The sequence below is a fragment of the Psychrobacillus sp. genome (assembly GCF_032154225.1).
Classification (GTDB): Bacteria; Bacillota; Bacilli; order Bacillales_A; family Planococcaceae; genus Psychrobacillus.
On record NZ_JALDYF010000002.1, the window covers coordinates 281821 to 299923 of the forward strand.

Annotated in this window: 19 protein-coding genes; 17 read left to right on the forward strand and 2 right to left on the reverse strand. The window is 36.7% G+C overall.

The features are described 5' to 3' along the window. Positions 1 to 7: 7 nt before the first annotated feature. From aroE to RUH95_RS05265, 9 genes are all read left to right on the forward strand, one after another. A complete protein-coding gene (gene aroE, locus RUH95_RS05225) occupies positions 8 to 838 on the forward strand; it encodes a shikimate dehydrogenase (protein ID WP_313891777.1) in 831 nt (276 codons plus the stop codon). Continuing rightward, positions 825 to 1130: a ribosome assembly RNA-binding protein YhbY gene (gene yhbY / locus RUH95_RS05230; protein ID WP_313891778.1), complete on the forward strand. Its 306-nt coding sequence runs from the start codon at positions 825 to 827 to the stop codon at positions 1128 to 1130. The genes aroE and yhbY overlap by 14 nt, the downstream gene beginning before the upstream one ends. Beyond that, positions 1127 to 1699: a nicotinate-nucleotide adenylyltransferase gene (locus RUH95_RS05235; protein ID WP_313891779.1), complete on the forward strand. Its 573-nt coding sequence runs from the start codon at positions 1127 to 1129 to the stop codon at positions 1697 to 1699. Before yhbY ends, RUH95_RS05235 begins: the two co-directional genes overlap by 4 nt. Next, positions 1689 to 2264, forward strand: a complete 576-nt coding sequence (gene yqeK, locus RUH95_RS05240) for a bis(5'-nucleosyl)-tetraphosphatase (symmetrical) YqeK (protein ID WP_313891780.1) — start codon at positions 1689 to 1691, stop codon at positions 2262 to 2264. Before RUH95_RS05235 ends, yqeK begins: the two co-directional genes overlap by 11 nt. Continuing rightward, complete coding sequence (rsfS, locus tag RUH95_RS05245) at positions 2261 to 2614, forward strand: ribosome silencing factor (RefSeq protein ID WP_313891781.1); 354 nt, start codon at positions 2261 to 2263, stop codon at positions 2612 to 2614. The genes yqeK and rsfS overlap by 4 nt, the downstream gene beginning before the upstream one ends. Further along, a complete protein-coding gene (locus RUH95_RS05250) occupies positions 2614 to 3351 on the forward strand; it encodes a class I SAM-dependent DNA methyltransferase (RefSeq protein WP_313891782.1) in 738 nt (245 codons plus the stop codon). The genes rsfS and RUH95_RS05250 overlap by 1 nt, the downstream gene beginning before the upstream one ends. A 70-nt stretch (positions 3352 to 3421) precedes the next feature. Further along, entirely contained in the window at positions 3422 to 4051 is a 630-nt protein-coding gene (locus tag RUH95_RS05255; protein ID WP_313891783.1) for a helix-hairpin-helix domain-containing protein, read from the forward strand. 74 nt (positions 4052 to 4125) lie between these two features. Then, positions 4126 to 4689: a ComE operon protein 2 gene (locus RUH95_RS05260; RefSeq protein WP_313891784.1), complete on the forward strand. Its 564-nt coding sequence runs from the start codon at positions 4126 to 4128 to the stop codon at positions 4687 to 4689. 122 nt (positions 4690 to 4811) lie between these two features. After that, a complete protein-coding gene (locus RUH95_RS05265) occupies positions 4812 to 6971 on the forward strand; it encodes a DNA internalization-related competence protein ComEC/Rec2 (RefSeq protein ID WP_313891785.1) in 2160 nt (719 codons plus the stop codon). 48 nt (positions 6972 to 7019) lie between these two features. On the opposite strand, the gene RUH95_RS05270 is transcribed toward RUH95_RS05265, so the two are convergent. Further along, a complete protein-coding gene (locus RUH95_RS05270; RefSeq protein ID WP_313891786.1) occupies positions 7020 to 7154 on the reverse strand; it encodes a YqzM family protein in 135 nt (44 codons plus the stop codon). A gap of 154 nt (positions 7155 to 7308) precedes the next feature. On the opposite strand from RUH95_RS05270, the gene holA reads away from it, so the two are divergent. Then, complete coding sequence (gene holA, locus RUH95_RS05275; RefSeq protein WP_313891787.1) at positions 7309 to 8316, forward strand: DNA polymerase III subunit delta; 1008 nt, start codon at positions 7309 to 7311, stop codon at positions 8314 to 8316. Positions 8317 to 8352: 36 nt separating this feature from the next. Here the strand turns inward: holA and rpsT are convergent, their stop codons facing one another. After that, entirely contained in the window at positions 8353 to 8601 is a 249-nt protein-coding gene (gene rpsT / locus RUH95_RS05280) for a 30S ribosomal protein S20 (RefSeq protein WP_090563860.1), read from the reverse strand. A gap of 161 nt (positions 8602 to 8762) precedes the next feature. On the opposite strand from rpsT, the gene gpr reads away from it, so the two are divergent. The 7 genes from gpr (at position 8763) to dnaK (ending at position 18097) form a co-directional block, all read left to right on the forward strand. Then, positions 8763 to 9779 carry a GPR endopeptidase gene (gpr, locus tag RUH95_RS05285; RefSeq protein WP_313891788.1) on the forward strand — a complete coding sequence of 339 codons (1017 nt, stop codon included), beginning with the start codon at positions 8763 to 8765 and terminating at the stop codon, positions 9777 to 9779. 56 nt (positions 9780 to 9835) lie between these two features. Continuing rightward, complete coding sequence (gene spoIIP / locus RUH95_RS05290) at positions 9836 to 10630, forward strand: stage II sporulation protein P (protein ID WP_313891789.1); 795 nt, start codon at positions 9836 to 9838, stop codon at positions 10628 to 10630. A gap of 872 nt (positions 10631 to 11502) precedes the next feature. Beyond that, positions 11503 to 13332 carry a translation elongation factor 4 gene (gene lepA / locus RUH95_RS05295; RefSeq protein ID WP_313891790.1) on the forward strand — a complete coding sequence of 610 codons (1830 nt, stop codon included), beginning with the start codon at positions 11503 to 11505 and terminating at the stop codon, positions 13330 to 13332. A 59-nt stretch (positions 13333 to 13391) separates the two neighbouring features. Then, positions 13392 to 14525: a radical SAM family heme chaperone HemW gene (gene hemW, locus RUH95_RS05300; RefSeq protein ID WP_313891791.1), complete on the forward strand. Its 1134-nt coding sequence runs from the start codon at positions 13392 to 13394 to the stop codon at positions 14523 to 14525. A 95-nt stretch (positions 14526 to 14620) separates the two neighbouring features. Continuing rightward, the gene (gene hrcA, locus RUH95_RS05305) at positions 14621 to 15658 is read left to right on the forward strand and encodes a heat-inducible transcriptional repressor HrcA (RefSeq protein ID WP_313891792.1); all 1038 of its coding nucleotides are present in this window, start codon (positions 14621 to 14623) and stop codon (positions 15656 to 15658) included. Positions 15659 to 15673: 15 nt separating this feature from the next. Beyond that, the gene (gene grpE, locus RUH95_RS05310) at positions 15674 to 16210 is read left to right on the forward strand and encodes a nucleotide exchange factor GrpE (RefSeq protein WP_313891793.1); all 537 of its coding nucleotides are present in this window, start codon (positions 15674 to 15676) and stop codon (positions 16208 to 16210) included. Between the two features lie 60 nt (positions 16211 to 16270). Continuing rightward, on the forward strand, positions 16271 to 18097 hold the full coding sequence (dnaK, locus tag RUH95_RS05315; protein ID WP_313891794.1) for a molecular chaperone DnaK: 1827 nt from the start codon (positions 16271 to 16273) through the stop codon (positions 18095 to 18097). The last annotated feature ends 6 nt before the right edge of the window (positions 18098 to 18103 follow it).

An 18103-nucleotide genomic window follows, 5' to 3' on the forward strand; every position in this document is an offset into this window, starting at 1 on the left:
AATTGATATGAAAAAATGGTTTGCTGTTATTGGAAATCCCATAGCGCATTCTGTATCACCTCTTATGCATGATACATGGCTACAGGAAAATGGAATCGACGCAAGTTATATTCCAATCCATGTGGAAGATGGAAAATTAGCGGAAGCTGTAGACAGTTTGAAGCTTTTAGGTTGCAGTGGCTGGAATGTAACCATTCCATATAAAGAAGCAATCATTCCTTTATTAGATGAAATTGATGAATCTGTTAAAGGGAGTGGAGCGGTAAATACGGTAGTTAAAACAGCGGATAATCGTTTCGTTGGCTATAATACGGATGGATTAGGTTTCATCAAATCGCTCGGTCCGATTAAACCGGACAGCCAAATACTGATGCTTGGTGCCGGTGGAGCTGCAAGAGGAATTGCAAATGCTTTGAAGCTGTCAGGATTTACGCATGTATGGATTGCGAATCGAACGCTTTCTAATGCAGAAAAATTAGTACAAGATGTGAATATTGGACAAGTGTCGTCACTTGCAGATGCCGAGGCCAATTTGGGGCAGTTTGATATTATTATTCAAACGACACCTCAGGGGATGAAAAACGAAGTGAATTCATTGCCAATTGAGCTAAATAAAATAAAAGAACATGCAATTGTTGCAGATATTGTATATAATCCATTAGTTACTCCTTTTTTAGAGGAAGCAAATAAATACAATGTTCGTACGATAAATGGATTAGGGATGCTTGTTCATCAAGGAGCAATTGCATTTTCATATTGGAACGAAATGTATCCAAATTCTGATGGAATGATGGAGCGATTAACAAAGCAATTAGGAGGAAATTATGTTAACAGGTAAACAAAAAAGATTTTTACGTAGTAAAGCACATCATCTTCAACCGATTTTTCAAGTAGGAAAAGGTGGAGTAAATGATGCGCTGGTTAAGCATATTGAAGAAGCGATAGAAGTAAGAGAACTAATCAAAATTAGTATTCTACAAAACTGTGAAGTGGATAAACAAACAGTTGCTGATCAACTTTCGAAGGAAAGTAAAGCGGAGCTCGTACAGTTAATTGGCTTAACTGTTGTATTGTACAAGCAGTCTAAAAATAATCCTAGAATCGAGCTACCAAAAGCGAGCCGTTCATGAGTAAAAAAGTAGGAATTCTAGGTGGGACGTTCAATCCTCCACATATTGGTCATTTAATGATTGCAAACGAAGCCTTGCACGCATTGAAGCTAGATGAAGTTCGGTTAATGCCAAATGCCACTCCTCCCCACAAAATGAAAGACGAACGTATTTCAGAAGGTGAACGGCTGGAAATGGTCAGGTTAGCAATTCAGGGAATACCAAATATGTCTATTGAAACGATTGAAATTGAACGAGGTGGGACATCCTACACGTTCGACACAATGGAGCTTTTGCAAGCGAGGGAACCATCGACGGATTTTTACTTTATTATCGGTGGGGATCAAGTCGAATATTTACCGAAATGGTATCGAATTGATGAGCTGGTGGAAAAAATACAATTAGTTGGTGTACCAAGACCAAATACAATGATTGAAACGGCATATCCTATACTAACATTGGATATCCCGCAAATAGATTTATCTTCAACGCTTGTAAGAAATCGACTATCGAATGGAGAAACGACAATGTTTCTAATACCAGAACGAGTAAGAGATTTCATTCAAAAGGAGAAGTTATATGAAATTTGAACATTTGCTTGAGAAAATGAAAGAACGTATGCCAGAAAAGCGCTATGTTCATACGAAAGGCGTTGCCATTACTGCAATTAATTTGGCAGAGAAGTACCAAGTTGATCCCGAAAAAGCCGAAGTTGCAGCTATTTTGCATGACAGCGTGAAATTTGCGGATAAAGAATGGTTGCAGGAGAAAATTATTTCAGAAAAGATGGATCCTTTATTATTATCATTTCACCACGAATTGTGGCACGGACCGGTTGGTAGTTATGTAGCGAAAAATGAGTTTGGGATTGATGATCAAGAGATTCTTGACGCAATCCGCTTCCATACGACTGGCCGAGCAGGTATGTCTAAACTGGAAAAAATAATTTATGTTTCAGATATGATTGAACCGAACCGCGACTTTCAAGGAATTGAAATGTTAAGAGAGAAAGTATCATCTGATTTGGAAGAGGCAATGATTAGTTGTGTGACGCATAGCATTAGATTTTTAATCGAAAAAAAACAGCCGGTATTTCCGGATTCATTTCATTGCTACAATGACTTGATACAAAAGAGAGGAAAAGTGAAGGAATGACTTCAATACAATCATTAATAGAAATTGCTTATAAAGCAGCAGACGACAAACGAGCAGAGGATATCGTTGTCCTAAATATGCAAGGAGTATCACTATTAGCAGACTATTTCTTAATCTGTCATGCTAACTCAGATCGTCAAGTGCAAGCTATTGCAAAAGAGCTTTCTGAACAAGCTTCTATTGCAGGATACAATGTAAAACGTTTAGAAGGATTTGACGAAGGACGTTGGGTTCTTGTAGATATGGGTGATGTTGTCGCGCATGTATTCCAAAAAGATGAGCGTTCATATTACAATTTAGAACGACTATGGGGAGACGCACCAATGATCGAAGTAGGTCAAGACGCATAATGGCTATGTACGACCAGTTTGCTTTTATATATGATTCGTTAATGTCTGATATTCCGTATGACAAATATGCGGAATGGGTTCAAAAGCACGCCCCTACATCTACTTATAAAAAACTAGTAGATGTAGGGTGCGGTACTGGGGTTTTAAGCGTTCAATTTGCGAAAGACGGCTTTGATGTAACTGGACTGGATTTATCCGAATCAATGCTTACGATGGCACAAAAGCGTAGCATCGAAAACGATACTTCTATTTCACTTATTTGTCAGTCGATGACGGAAATAGACGGGATAGCAAATATGGATGTTGCTGTAATTGCTATTGATTCATTAAATTATTTGGAAACGCTTGAAGATGTTGAGCAAACGTTTCACCATGTTTATGAGTCATTAGTAGATGGTGGGCAGTTGTTCTTCGATGTTCATTCACTTTACAAGATGGATGTCATTTATCCAGACGGACCGTTTACGTATGAAGACGAAGATGTTACGTATATTTGGCATACAGAGCAAGGAGATGTAGCTCATTCCATTTATCATGATATTACTTTTTTCGTACGAGACGAATCCGGGTATTATGAAAAATTTGAAGAGACTCATTTTCAACGAACTTTTCCACTAGAAACGTATACGGATCTTTTAGAAAAAGTCGGTTTTTCTACAATTTCTGTTTCCACCTCTGTTTTTGAAGAGCAGCCGGAAGATGAAGTAGAAAGATATTTTATACATGCAGTAAAATAATTCTTTCCAACAAGAGGTAAATTTAGTATAGTTTTTATAACTCCATATTAATTACCTCTTTTTGGAGAGGATGATATTTCTGATTCTTTCTTTCGTGCAGAAATATAAGAAAAAACTGTTGCTCCCAACGACAGTTATTATGTTTGTATTATTTTTCTTTTATCAAATTTATTTTAAATCAGCACCCCCAAAAGCTGATTCAATTCAACCAATCCCAACGAATGAAACATTTATAGAACAAGAAGCGCCATCTGAATATGAGGATATTGCTGTTTTTGTTGAAGTTAAAGGCGCAGTAAATAAGCCAGGTGTATATGAACTTTCTGAAGGTGATCGCGTATTAAGTGCGATTGAACTTGCAGGAGGTTATTTGGCGCAAAGTGATACCAAAAGCATTAATCACGCACAAAAAGTAGAAGACGAGATGGTTATTTACGTCCCTTTAGAAGGGGAAGTAATAGAGCAAATAGCATCTATTTCAACACCTGGCAATAGCAACGGCGGAGGATTAGTAAATATTAATAAAGCCGATGCTTCTATTCTTACAACTTTACCTGGCATTGGGCCAGCAAAAGCCGATGCCATTATCTCATTTCGAGAAGAAAATGGTCCCTTCAAAGAAACTGCTGATTTGATGAAAGTAACAGGAATCGGTAAAAAAACATACGAGAAATTGGAAGCGCTTTTAACAGCGAAGTAAAAATCTGTGACATTGACGTTACAGTGGACAAACTAATAAACTAGAAGAAGCATTATATTTGGAGGTAATTATATATGGAGCGTATTACTTGGGATCAATTTTTCATGGCGCAAAGCCATTTACTTGCTTTAAGAAGCACATGCACACGTTTATCGGTTGGTGCAACGATTGTTCGAGATCGCCGTATTATGGCAGGGGGCTATAATGGCTCTATTTCTGGTGGAGACCATTGTATTGATCATGGCTGTTATGTTGTAGATAGTCATTGTGTAAGAACAATTCATGCAGAAATGAATGCTTTACTTCAATGTGCAAAGTATGGAATTACTGTAAGCGGAGCAGATTTATATGTAACGCATTTTCCGTGCTTACCTTGTACGAAGTCCATTATTCAAGCGGGTATTTCAAGACTTTATTATGCGCAAGATTATAAAAATAATACGTATGCAATAGAGTTGTTGAAACAAGCGGGAATAGAAGTAATTCATGTACCATTCGATGAACGTAAAATTGATTTTTTAAGCGATGAAAAAGTTGCACTTTATATGGAGCTTCTAACAAAGCTGCGTGAGAAAGGAGCAAGTAGTGAAGAATTGGCACCTTATGAAACGAAGGTGACGGAATTATTTGGCTTGTAACAATTCGAGGTAATTATATATACATAGCCTTATCCATCATCATTGCATCGCTAGCTGCTTATGAATCGGTAAGGCTATTGTTGTTATTTTGTGTTCTTTTTAGTTGGTTACTGTATAAAAGAATGAATCCTTTTTTTATCCTATTTACGATAATGTTCGGAACTGCGGCTTATATGTATTTTGTCGCAACAATGCCTGAGCCTGCACAAGAGGTAATTATAACCGAAATTACATGGACAGATCAGTACAAAATCAATGGGCAGTATGTAAGAGGATTTGTTACTGCAAATGACGATGGAAAATGGTATGTACAGCTGAAAATGTCGTCAGAAAATGAAAAAATTGCTTTATTGCATGAATCGCTCGCAGGCAAAGTTTTTAGAGTAGAAGCGCGTGAAGCAACAAAACGCCCGAAGTCTCATGAATATGCTTTTAATATGGACAACTATTTGAAAAGTAATGGAGCAGTTGGTCAGTTAGAAGTGGAACGGTATGAAATAATAGACGAAAAGCAAGGCTTTGTATATTTTATGGCGGAGAAACGTTTTCAAATGAAACAGCATATCCAAGCGACATTTCCTTTATCGTTACAGGCAGAAGCAGAAGCGTTATTAATCGGCAGTCGAGAACAAATGCCTTCGGATATGCAAAATGCCTATTTAGCATTAGGGATTACGCATTTATTTGCTATCTCTGGGCTTCATGTAGCTTTAGTAGTATTGCTTGTTTATGAATTGCTTATACGAGTAAGAGTTAGAAGAGGAACCTCCAGCTGGTTATTAATTGTAGCGCTACCTTTATACGCGTTTTTAGCAGGTGGCGCACCATCGGTATGGAGAGCAGTTTCTGTGACGGAAATTGTTTTAATTGCTACATTACTCAATCGAAAAATTGCAATGAATGATGCATTTTCCTTAAGTGTGATTGGTTTTGTATTATACCAGCCTTGGATTATTTATCAAGTAGGATTTCAATTATCTTATTTAGCCGCATTCTCGCTTATTTATAGTGCGGCTATTCTACAAAAAAGCACATCCTATTTAAAACAGTCATTAATCATAACAACTGTATGCCAGCTCATTGTATTTCCTATTTTGCTCGTTCAATTTTATGAAATATCTACTTCTTCCTTCTTTGCAAATGTTGTTTTCGTTCCAATATTTTCATTTGTCGCGTTACCAATTACTATTTTTTTCTTATTGCTTACATTCATTTCACCTTTTATAAGTGATTTATTGTTTTCTATATATGAGCCGCTACGTGCTCTTTTAAGCGATCTAATTTTGTTTCTTGGCAGTTTACCATATCAACTGTGGAATCCGATGAAACCGACGCTTTTATTCGTTATTTTAGCGTATATTGGAGTGATGTTCTTTTTTGTTTCATTCGAAAAAGGAAAAAACCTCTTTTTTAGCAGTACGTTGCTTTTATTGCCGATAGCGATGATTCACTTTTCGCCTTATTTTGATTCGACGACTAAAATTACTTTTTTAAATGTTGGGCAAGGTGATTGCATTATTATTGAAATGCCTTATCGGAAAGAGGTTATCGTGATTGACACAGGAGGATTGCTCCGATTTGAACAAGAGGCGTGGAAAGAGTCGAAAGAGGCTTACGAAATAGGGAGACAAGTAGTTGTGCCATTTTTAAAAGGTAGAGGGATAACGAAAATTGATATATTAGTTATTACACATGCAGATGCAGATCATATGGAAGGTGCGGAAGAGGTATTGGAGGAAGTTCATGTGCGAGAGATTCATATTTCGCCAGGTTCGCATGAGAAAGAAGTTATGTCAGAACTGCTAGCAGAAGCGAAAAAACAACAAATTCCAATAGTTGAAAAAAGAGCAGGGGACCGATTACAATCTAATTATTATGACATGCAATATATTTATCCTATAGATTTTGTATATGAAGGAAATGATGATTCTCTTGTATTATCCATGAAAAATGCTTATTTTCATGGGCTTTTTATAGGGGATTTAGAGACAAATGGGGAAGAGGTGCTTGTTCGAACATATGGAAAGGCACTTGAGAAGCTAACTTTGTTGAAAATAGGACATCATGGTAGTAAAACATCCAGCACGCAACCGTTTTTAGAGCTGACACGTCCAATGTATTCCATTATTTCAGCAGGATATAATAATCGCTATGGTCATCCTCATCCAGAAGTTGTAGATAGATTACATGCACTGAATCTCCCTTTTTTACAAACTGGTGTTGAGGGGACGATTCAAGTTAATATAACAAAGTCCGGAGAAATCGACGTTTTTATCCCATAAAACGAGAAAAGGGTATTGTCCATAATAGACAATACCCATACTCTGTTATTATCGAGAAACAAACTCAACAATTACTGCAATAAAGAACATGATTGTAAAAAACCCAAAGGAGACTACAAAACCTATGCCTGAGTCGATCGCATCGTTACGTTTCGACTGTACATTGTGTTCAAACTCATTCATTGTTACCCCTCCTATTTCAACCTAATTATAAAGGATTGCCTATGAAAAATCTACATAGAATAAAGTCTTTTTCTTATTCTTCCGAGAAAGACACAAATTATTCACTAATTGTCATGTATAATAAACTTAATAATGTATAGCAAGGAGATCGACAATGATTTCAGAAAAATGGATGCAAATTGCAAAAAATAATATTTCCGATGTTTATTTATTATACGGAACAGAATCTTATTTTATTGAAGAAACGCTTAAAAAGTTGAAAAAGCAACTAAGTGAAGATGGTGAAATCGAAGTAATTCACTTTGACTTGGAAGAAAAAAATGTAGAAGAAGTTATATATGAAGCAGATACAGTTCCTTTTTTCTCCGATAAAAAGCTAGTTATTGCGAAAAATGCTTTCTTTTTAAAAGCTACTGAAAAAGGAAAAGAAAAGGTTATTCATAATACAGCAGTGTTAGAACAATGGCTGCAAAGTCCATCGCCAACAGCTGTAACTGTGTTTATCGCCCCGTATGAAAAACTAGACGAACGAAAAAAAGTAACGAAGTCGATGAAGCAGCATGCGAATTTGATAGAAGCAACAAGCTTACAAGCGCATGATTTAAAAGGCTGGATTTTACATGAGGTTTCAAGTTTAGGGAAAACGATTACGGACGGTGCGGTAAATAGATTAATCGAAGTGGGTGGAACAAATTTAATTCATTTGCAAACAGAATTATTGAAAATAGCGACCTATTTAGGGGAACAAAATGAAATTGACGGGGAAACCGTCCAGATGCTGTTAGTAAGGACGTTGGAACAGGATGTATTTACGTTAGGAAATGCGTATATTACTGGAAATTCAAGCGAAGCACTTGAAATTTATCATGATTTATTAAAGCGAAAAGAAGATCCGTTAAAGCTTAATGCGCTTATTGCGACACAAGTACGTTTGATGATTCAAGTAAGTCATTTAAAGAAAAAAGGATACCATGCACAGCAAATTGCAAATCAACTAAAAGTACACCCATATCGTGTGAAATTATTATTCGATAGCCCGAGTTTGCGAAATGAACAAAAACTCTTATCGACATTAAATGATCTTGCAACGGTAGACTTGCAGTTAAAAACATTAAATATTAACCGCGATAGAATATTAGAATTATTTTTAATGAAAAAATAAAGACTGAACCGAGTAAAATCGGTTCAGTCTTTTGTTTTACGCTTTTTTCATTAATTGAGACTTCTTACGAGAAGCTGCGTTTTTATGAATTAATCCTTTTGAAGCTGCTTTTTCAAGTTGTTGAATAGCAGTTTTAATAAGATCTTTTGCGTTTTCGTCGTTATTAAGAGCAGCAGTATCAGCTTTTTTCACAGCAGTACGCATTGCTGATTTTGCTTTTGCGTTTTGAGTGTTTAATCTCTCATTTGTCTTAACACGTTTAATAGCAGATTTAATGTTTGGCATACCTTTCACCTCCTAATAAGGTCTGAGATGATACTTTTTCTTTGTTGAAACTGTCTAATACAACAAGCATTATTTTAACAAACCAAAAAACAAATTGCAATATATAAATGCAAAGAATATTTACTTGACACATAGTACACACTATTTTGGAGGTGAAATTTATGTGGGGACGTACAGATTTATTGGATGAATCCGTTGAAATGGTTAAGCATCGGACAAAAGGAGAAAAAGAAGTTTTAGAAGAATCAACAGGAATAAAATTCGAGGAAAGTAGGGATGGCGCTGTTTTGATCACTTCAATAGAAGTGGACGAAAATGGAGAAAAGGAACTTGGTAAGAAAAAAGGGAAATATATTACGTTAACCGATTTAACCGTTAATCCAAATGATGAAGAAAGTTTTAAACAATTAGAAAAAATGTTCATAAAATATTTAGAGGAGATACACGAAAGTATTTCTTTAACGAAAACTTCTAAAATACTTATTATTGGATTAGGTAATGCGACGATAACTCCCGATGCAATCGGACCAAAAGCAATCGAATATTTACAAAGCTCGTCGTTAACAAACGACGAGGGAAATGTGAAAGTAGTGATGTATGCACCTGGAGTAACTGGACAAACAGGGTTTGAAACGAGTGATTTCGTAGAGGCGATTAGCAATGCCTTTCAGCCGGATTTAATCATCGTATTAGATGCGCTAGCTGCAAGAAATAGTGAGCGACTTTGTAAAACAATCCAGTTAACCAATACAGGCATTCATCCTGGCTCAGGTGTTGGCAATCAACGCAAAGAAATTTCAGAAGAAGTGTACGGTGTGCCGGTTACTGCCATAGGTATTCCAATGGTTGTAGATGGTCCGGTTCTATATGCAGATGCAATGGAGCAAGTCATTCATTATATTTCATCAAAAGTAGAGGAAAAAGGGAAGCCATCTTCTGCTTTAGCAGTCACTCCGATGGTTTCAACTAAAAAATCATCCATTGACCATAAAGTACTTCAACCAATTTTTGGCGAATGGGTAACTTGGCCAACAGAAGAAAAAAGAAAATTGTTTGAAGAAGTGTTTGTTGGAAAAAATTCATCCTTATTTGTTACACCAAAAGAAACAGATGCATGGGTTGATCACTATGCTTATTTACTTTCCACTGGGTTAGAAACATGGTTAGCGAGCAAATAGCTTTGTTCTAAAACAACCTCTCCTCAACATACGATTGTTTGAGGAGAGTGGAAACTATGACTAATTCCATGAAGCATTTAACAAGTCTGTTATTACTATTATTTTTGGCTCCCATTATTATTGCAACAGTCCAAACGCCTCTTTTATCAAGTGAAAGTGATGAACCTAAAAATGAGGACACGCCTCTTGTTTATGCAGCGCAATTAGAAACAAAGCCGGAAATAGCTGAAATAGTAGAACCAAAGAAAGCATTTGTTTATTTTACCCATTCACATGAAGCGTATCCTCCGATATTGGCCGCAAAAGGAGCGAAAGTGGATGTATATGATTCCGAAAATAATATTACTTCCTTTCAGGATCAAATTTCATCCCAATTTGCCTTTCATCAAGTTGAAACAGAGTTTTTGGCGGAGCGTAATCCAGGTGTGATGGATAATTACAGTACGATTAAACCGTTCGTTCAAGCTGCAATTGCAAATAATGAGTATGATATTATCTTGGATTTGCATAGAGATACTGTGAAAGCTGACATTTCAACCCTCCAAAGTGGGGGAGAAAGCTATGCAAAGCTTTTATTTGTTATTGGTACTGAGCATGACAACTACAAATGGAATGAGCAACTTGCAAATGATCTCTCTGATCAGTTAAATAAAATAGTTCCTGGTATATCGCGGGGCGTATTAATTAAATCTAGAAAAGATGGCAACGGCGTTTATAATCAAGACATTGCGAAAAATTTATTAGTTGTCGAACTTGGAGGTGTTGAAAACACCGAACAGGAACTAAATCGTTCTATCGCAATTTTAGCGAAAGCAGTTTCGAATTTATTCAATCAGCAAATCCCGTCATAAATGAGCAAAAGATTAAGCGAGTATAAACTGCTTAATCTTTTTTTGAAAGAAAGTATACCATTACCACTGGGTTAGACTCATTATTAAGCGTAAAAAAGCGTGTGAATTAAATGTAGATGAGTGGATTCCGTTTCAAGCGGACGCGTTCGGCGGGCACGGCTTCAATTTCCTTGTCGCAAAAAGACGCTCCTGCGGGGCTTTCAGCTTGCGCTTTTCCCGCCCGAGTCGCCGCTTTCCACTACATTCCACTAATTTAAGGAACTTTCTATATGCGATTATCTCAGAAAGCAGTTAGCCTATACATTGCGTAAAAATTTTCCTACTTGTTAAAAACGTGCAGTCCTTGTTCATATGCAACAAGTATCTTTTTTTATGCTCGTAACGGATTAAAATACTGAATTGTAACTTTATGTAAATATAGAAAAGCCGTCAAAATTGTATTTTTGGCGGTCCTCAAAGTATATAGAATGAACTTGCTTCCCCTATTGCCAAAAGCATTTAGCCACTTAGCCATGATGTTGCTGGCGAGCGGAAGGCGCACATTTGCCATACGATGACCGAAGAAAAAGCTTGTTGGAAGCGGCGTAGCCACTTTCAACAAGCTTTAAAAGTTTTACCGTTCATCGTAAAGCCCAATGGGAAGCCTGAAGTGAGCCGGAAATTGCGTCACTAAGCTATTTTGTTCCAAAAAATTGCTTGGATTGTGTTACTACTTAGTTTTTGTTAAGATTAAATTCTGGCGAAAAAAATAATGCACATAAAGTGCAGTGCATACATAGCGACAAAAAAATGTGAAACGAAGACCATTATGCAATACGTAACAGCATGTTGTCTGTTATAATACATAGTAGTTTAATTAGGAGTGAACAAGCATGAACAATGAAGAGAGATTAGCGCGACAGAAAAAGATTCGTAACTTTTCTATAATTGCGCATATAGACCACGGGAAATCGACTTTAGCCGACCGTATTTTAGAAAAAACAAAAACTTTAACATCACGTGAAATGAAAGCACAACTGCTAGATTCGATGGATCTAGAGCGTGAAAGAGGAATTACGATTAAATTGAACGCAGTGCAACTAACATATAATGCGCAAGATGGAGAAGAGTACATCTTTCATTTAATCGATACACCAGGACACGTCGATTTTACGTATGAGGTTTCACGAAGCTTAGCAGCTTGTGAAGGAGCTATTCTCGTTGTCGATGCTGCACAAGGTATTGAAGCACAAACATTAGCAAATGTGTACTTAGCATTAGATAATGACTTGGAAATTCTTCCAGTTATCAATAAAATCGATCTACCTGCTGCTGATCCAGAGCGCGTAAAAAAAGAAGTTGAAGAAGTGATTGGACTAGATACGTCAGAAGCAGTACATGCTTCAGCAAAAGCTGGTATCGGTATTGAAGAAATACTAGAACAAATTGTAGCAAAAGTTCCTGCACCTACGGGAGATCCTTCTGCGCCACTTAAAGCGTTAATATTCGACTCATTATTTGATCCATACCGTGGAGTAATTGTTTATATTCGTATTTTGGATGGGACAGTTAAACCAGGGGATCGCATTAAAATGATGTCTTCAGGCAAAGAATTCGACGTAGTAGAAACAGGTGTATTCACACCGAAATCGACTCCACGTTCTGAGCTGACAGTTGGAGACGTAGGTTTCTTAACAGCTTCGATGAAAGATGTTGGAGATTCAAGTGTAGGGGATACAATTACCCTAGCTTCAAACCCTGCAACAGAAGCATTAGATGGATATCGTAAAATGAACCCAATGGTATTCTGTGGATTATATCCTATAGATAACTCCAAATACAATGATTTACGTGATGCACTAGAAAAATTACAGTTAAACGATGCCGCTTTAGAATTCGAACCAGAATCTTCTCAAGCATTAGGTTTCGGTTATCGCTGTGGTTTCCTTGGATTACTTCATATGGAAATTATCCAAGAACGTATTGAGCGTGAATTCAAAATCGATTTAATCACTACTGCACCAAGTGTAATTTATAATGTGAAGCTAACGAATGGCGAAATGATTAAAGTAGATAACCCTTCTTTAATGCCAGACGTTCAAAAAGTAGATGCGATTGAAGAACCATACGTAAAAGCTTCGATAATGGTTCCAGAAGAGTATGTTGGAGCGGTTATGGAACTATGTCAACGTAAACGCGGAAACTTCATTACGATGGATTACTTATCTGCAGCGCGTGTTAATATTATTTATGATATTCCACTATCAGAAGTTGTATATGATTTCTTTGATGCATTAAAATCAAGTACAAAAGGATATGCTTCTTTTGACTATGAGTTAATCGGATACAAAGAATCGAAGCTTCAAAAAATGGATATTTTATTAAATGGCGAAAAAGTCGATGCACTAAGCTTTATCGTTCACAGAGACTTTGCTTACGATCGTGGAAAGTTAATTGTTGAAAAGTTGAAAGCATTAATACCGAGACAACAGTTTGAAGTACCTGTTCAAGCAGCAGTTGGTCAAAAAATTGTTGCACGTTCTACGATTAAATCAATTGGTAAAAACGTTTTAGCAAAATGTTATGGTGGAGATATTTCACGTAAACGTAAACTTCTTGATAAACAAAAAGAAGGTAAAAAACGTATGAAACAAGTTGGTTCTGTAGAAGTGCCTCAAGAAGCATTCATGGCAGTTCTGAAAATGGATGAGCCGAATAAATAATAAAGAAAGAAGGGGGCATAATTAGCCCCCTTTTTCCATTATAGAAAGTAGTGAACTGTATGGTACGTGGTGTGTATATACATATTCCTTTTTGCCATCAAATTTGTAATTACTGTGATTTTAATAAGTTTTTCTTTCATAATCAACCGGTGGATGATTATATTGAGTCGCTAGGGAAAGAAATGGCTTTATGGAAAGACCAGTTACAAGACGCAACAATTGAAACCATTTTCATCGGTGGTGGTACTCCGACAGCTTTATCAGAAGATCAATTAGCACGATTATTTACACTAATTCATACGTATATTCCGATGGATGCCGTAGTTGAATTTACTTCAGAAGCAAATCCAGATGAATTAACTTTTGAAAAAATGAAACTTATGAAGTCTTTTGGAGTAAATAGATTAAGCATGGGAGTTCAAACATTCGATCAAGAGCTTTTAAAAGTACTTGGACGAACGCATTCGAATGAGCATGTGTATGAAGTAATTGAAAATGCGAAGAAAATTGATTTTCCATCCATTAGTATCGATTTAATGTATGGACTGCCAAATCAAACGATGGAGCAGTGGAAGCACTCCTTGCAGGAAGCATACCGTTTGAATATCCCTCATATATCGGCCTATTCGCTCTTAGTGGAGCCAAAGACTATTTTTTATAACTTGATGTCTAAAGGGAAACTTTCACTACCGGGGGAAGATTTAGAAGCTGAAATGTACGGTTATTTGATGGACGAGATGAAGTTACATGGATATGAGCAGTATGAGATTAGTAATTTTTCACATGAAGGAAAAAATTCGATGCATAACTTACTCTACTGGGAAAATGATGAGTATTTTGGCTTTGGAGCTGGTGCTCATGGTTATGTAAATAGCGTTCGCTATTCGAATCATGGACCGTTGAAAAAATATATGCAAACGATTGATGAAAATGCGAAACCGATTATGACAGAAAAAGATGTAACAGTTACAGAGAAGATGGAAGAAGAAATGTTTTTAGGTCTCCGAAAAACTGCTGGAGTTTCATTGGAACGATTTGAGCAAAGATATGGCCAAACATTATATGACGTGTATGGAAAAGAATTAGATGAACTACTACAAAAAGAGTTAATCATAATAGAACAAGGGTATATAAAACTAACATTGCGTGGACGATTTATAGGTAATGAAGTTTTTCAATATTTTCTACAGTAGTTGATCCATATTCATTGACAGTTTTCTTTAGATTTGATACCTTTTATATGAGTATTAGCACTCTCAATGAATGAGTGCTAACAGGGGTGATAATCATGCTAACTAATCGGCAAGTTTTAATATTGCAAGTAACGGTAGATGATTTTATTGAAACCGCTCAGCCAGTTGGATCTCGTCAAATTTCGAAAAAGGAGGAAGTTCCATATAGTCCTGCTACGATTCGAAATGATATGGCGGATTTAGAAGATATGGGCTTTTTAGAAAAAACGCATACTTCGTCTGGGCGTATCCCTTCAGAAAAAGGATATCGTTATTATGTAGACAATATGTTAACTCCACAACTAATTTCGACAGATGAGCTGACACAAATTCGTTCTGTTTTTGAAGAACGGATGGTGGAGACGGAGCAAGTAATTCGGAAATCGGCAAAAATATTGTCAGATTTGACGAGTTATACATCCATTTTGCTAGGTCTTGATGTAAGAAAGCATCGAGTGAAACGATTTTCGGTTGTACCATTAACGGATGATTCCGCTGTAGCAATTATTGTGACGGATAGTGGACATGTAGAAAATCGAGTATTTTCAATTCCTGAAAGCTTTTCTTCATCAGATATTGAACGTATGGTTAATCTCTTAAACGATAGCTTAGTAGGAGTTTATTTACATGAACTTCAAACAAAGCTCGAAGCAGTGACGCAATCTATTTTAAGACAGCGACTCGGCCGTTTGGATGATTTAGTAGGTTCCTTAAATAAGTCGATGAAAATTGAGCATGAGGATAAAGTTTACTATGGTGGTAAAATGCATTTATTAAATCAACCAGAATTTAATGATTTAAAAAAAGCGAGAAGTATTATGTACTTGATGGACCATGTAAACCAAATTCCGGGTATTTTTCCTGTTGATAAAAAAGGAATTCAAATACGGATAGGCTCTGAAAACAATCATCTAGCAATGGAAGATTGTAGTGTTATCACTGCTTCTTATGCCATAGGAGAGGAACAAATGGGATCTATTGCAATTATAGGCCCGACTCGAATGGATTATAAACGGGTTGTTTCGCTACTAGATATAATGAGCGGAGATTTATCAAGAGAACTATCAAGAATTTTACTTGGACCCCAAGGATAAAGGAGAATTGTAACGATGTCTGAAGAAAAAGATGTAATTGTAGAAAATTTGGAAGAACAAATAGAAGCAGCGACGGAAGAAGCTACTGAAGAAGTTGTAGAGGTTGATGAGCTAACGCTTGTTAAACAACAGCTAGAAGAAGAAACAGATAAGTCTTTCCGCATTCGAGCGGACTTTGAAAACTATAAACGACGAGTACAGCTAGATAAAGAAGCGGATTATAAATATCGTGCTCAAGCTGTATTAACGGACATTTTACCAGTGCTTGATAACTTTGAACGCGCATTGGCGGTAGGAGTAACAACAGAAGAAGCAGCGTCATTAGCAAAAGGCGTTGACATGGTATACCGTTCTTTATTGGAAGCAGTATTAAGAGAAGGACTTGAGCCAATTGAGGCTGAAGGAGTTCCTTTTGATCCAAACTTCCACCAAGCAGTGATGCAAGAAAAAGACGATTCCAAAGAAGCGGGTGTTGTGCTTCAAGAATTGCAAAAAGGGTATAAACTAAAAGATAGAGTACTTCGCCCATCTATGGTGAAAGTAAACGAATAAGTGTAGAACGGTCATGTCATAAGACAGACGTTTTCATATGAATATTAGGAGGAAAAATTTATGTCTAAAATTATCGGTATTGACTTAGGAACAACAAACTCATGTGTATCAGTATTAGAAGCAGGGGAACCAAAAGTAATTCCAAATCCAGAAGGAAATCGCACAACTCCATCTGTTGTTGCATTTAAAAACGGTGAGCGCCAAGTTGGAGAAGTAGCTAAACGTCAATCAATCACAAATCCACATACAATTTCTTCTGTAAAACGTTTAATGGGTACAAATGAAAAAGTATCTGCAGAAGGTAAAGAATATACGGCCCAAGAAGTATCTGCAATGATTCTTCAATACTTAAAAGGATTTGCAGAAGAATACCTTGGTGAAAAAGTGACAAAAGCTGTTATTACAGTTCCAGCTTACTTTAATGATGCTGAGCGTCAAGCAACAAAAGATGCTGGTCGTATTGCTGGTCTTGAAGTAGAACGTATTATTAACGAGCCAACTGCTGCTGCACTTGCATACGGTTTAGATAAAATGGATCATGACGAAAAAATTCTTGTTTACGATTTAGGTGGCGGTACATTTGACGTGTCTATCCTAGAATTAGGAGACGGAGTATTTGAAGTTCTTGCTACTGCGGGAGACAACCGTCTTGGTGGAGATGACTTTGACCAAGTATTAATAGACTACTTAGTACAAGAATTCAAAAAAGATAACGGCATTGACTTATCACAAGATAAAATGGCCGTACAACGTCTAAAAGACGCTGCTGAAAAAGCGAAAAAAGATTTATCTGGAGTTACATCAACTCAAATCTCTCTTCCATTTATCACAGCTGGAGAAGCAGGACCTCTTCACTTAGAAATTACAATGTCTCGTGCTAAATTTGATGATTTAACTGCTCATTTAGTAGAGCGTACAATGGTACCAACTCGCCAAGCGATGAAAGATGCAGGATTATCTGCTTCTCAAATTGATAAAATTATTTTAGTTGGTGGATCTACTCGTATTCCAGCAGTACAAGAAGCAATTAAAAAAGAAACTGGTAAAGAGCCACATAAAGGCGTAAACCCGGATGAAGTAGTAGCAATGGGTGCTGCTGTTCAAGGTGGAGTATTAACTGGAGAAGTAAAAGACGTTGTTCTTCTAGACGTAACACCACTTTCTTTAGGTATTGAAACAATGGGAAGCGTATTTACAAAGTTAATCGAACGTAATACGACAATTCCTACATCAAAATCACAAGTTTTCTCAACTGCAGCGGACAACCAACCGGCAGTAGATATTCACGTGCTTCAAGGTGAACGTCCAATGGCGACTGACAATAAAACACTTGGTCGTTTCCAACTTTCGGATATTCCACCAGCACAACGTGGAGTACCACAAATCGAAGTTACATTCGATATCGACAAAAATGGTATCGTAAATGTTAAAGCGAAAGATCTAGGCACACAAAAAGAGCAAAACATTACAATTCAATCGAACTCATCATTATCAGATGAAGAAATCGACCGTATGGTAAAAGAAGCAGAAGCAAACGCTGATGCTGATAAAGTTCGCAAAGAAGAAGCAGAAGTGAAAAATGAAGCAGATCAATTAGTTTTCATGACTGAAAAAACAATTAAAGATTTAGAAGATAAAGTATCAGAAGAAGAGAAAAAGTCTGCTGAAGATGCAAAAGAAGAGTTAAAAGCTGCACTTGAAGCTGGAAACTTAGAAGACATTAAAGCGAAAAAAGACAAATTAAACGAAATCGTACAACAATTAACAATGAAGCTTTACGAGCAAGCTCAAGCAGAAGCAAATGCTAACGGCGAGCAAGCTGGACCATCAGATGACGGTGTTGTTGATGCTGAGTTTGAAGAAGTAAAAGACGATAAAGATAAATAAGAATAG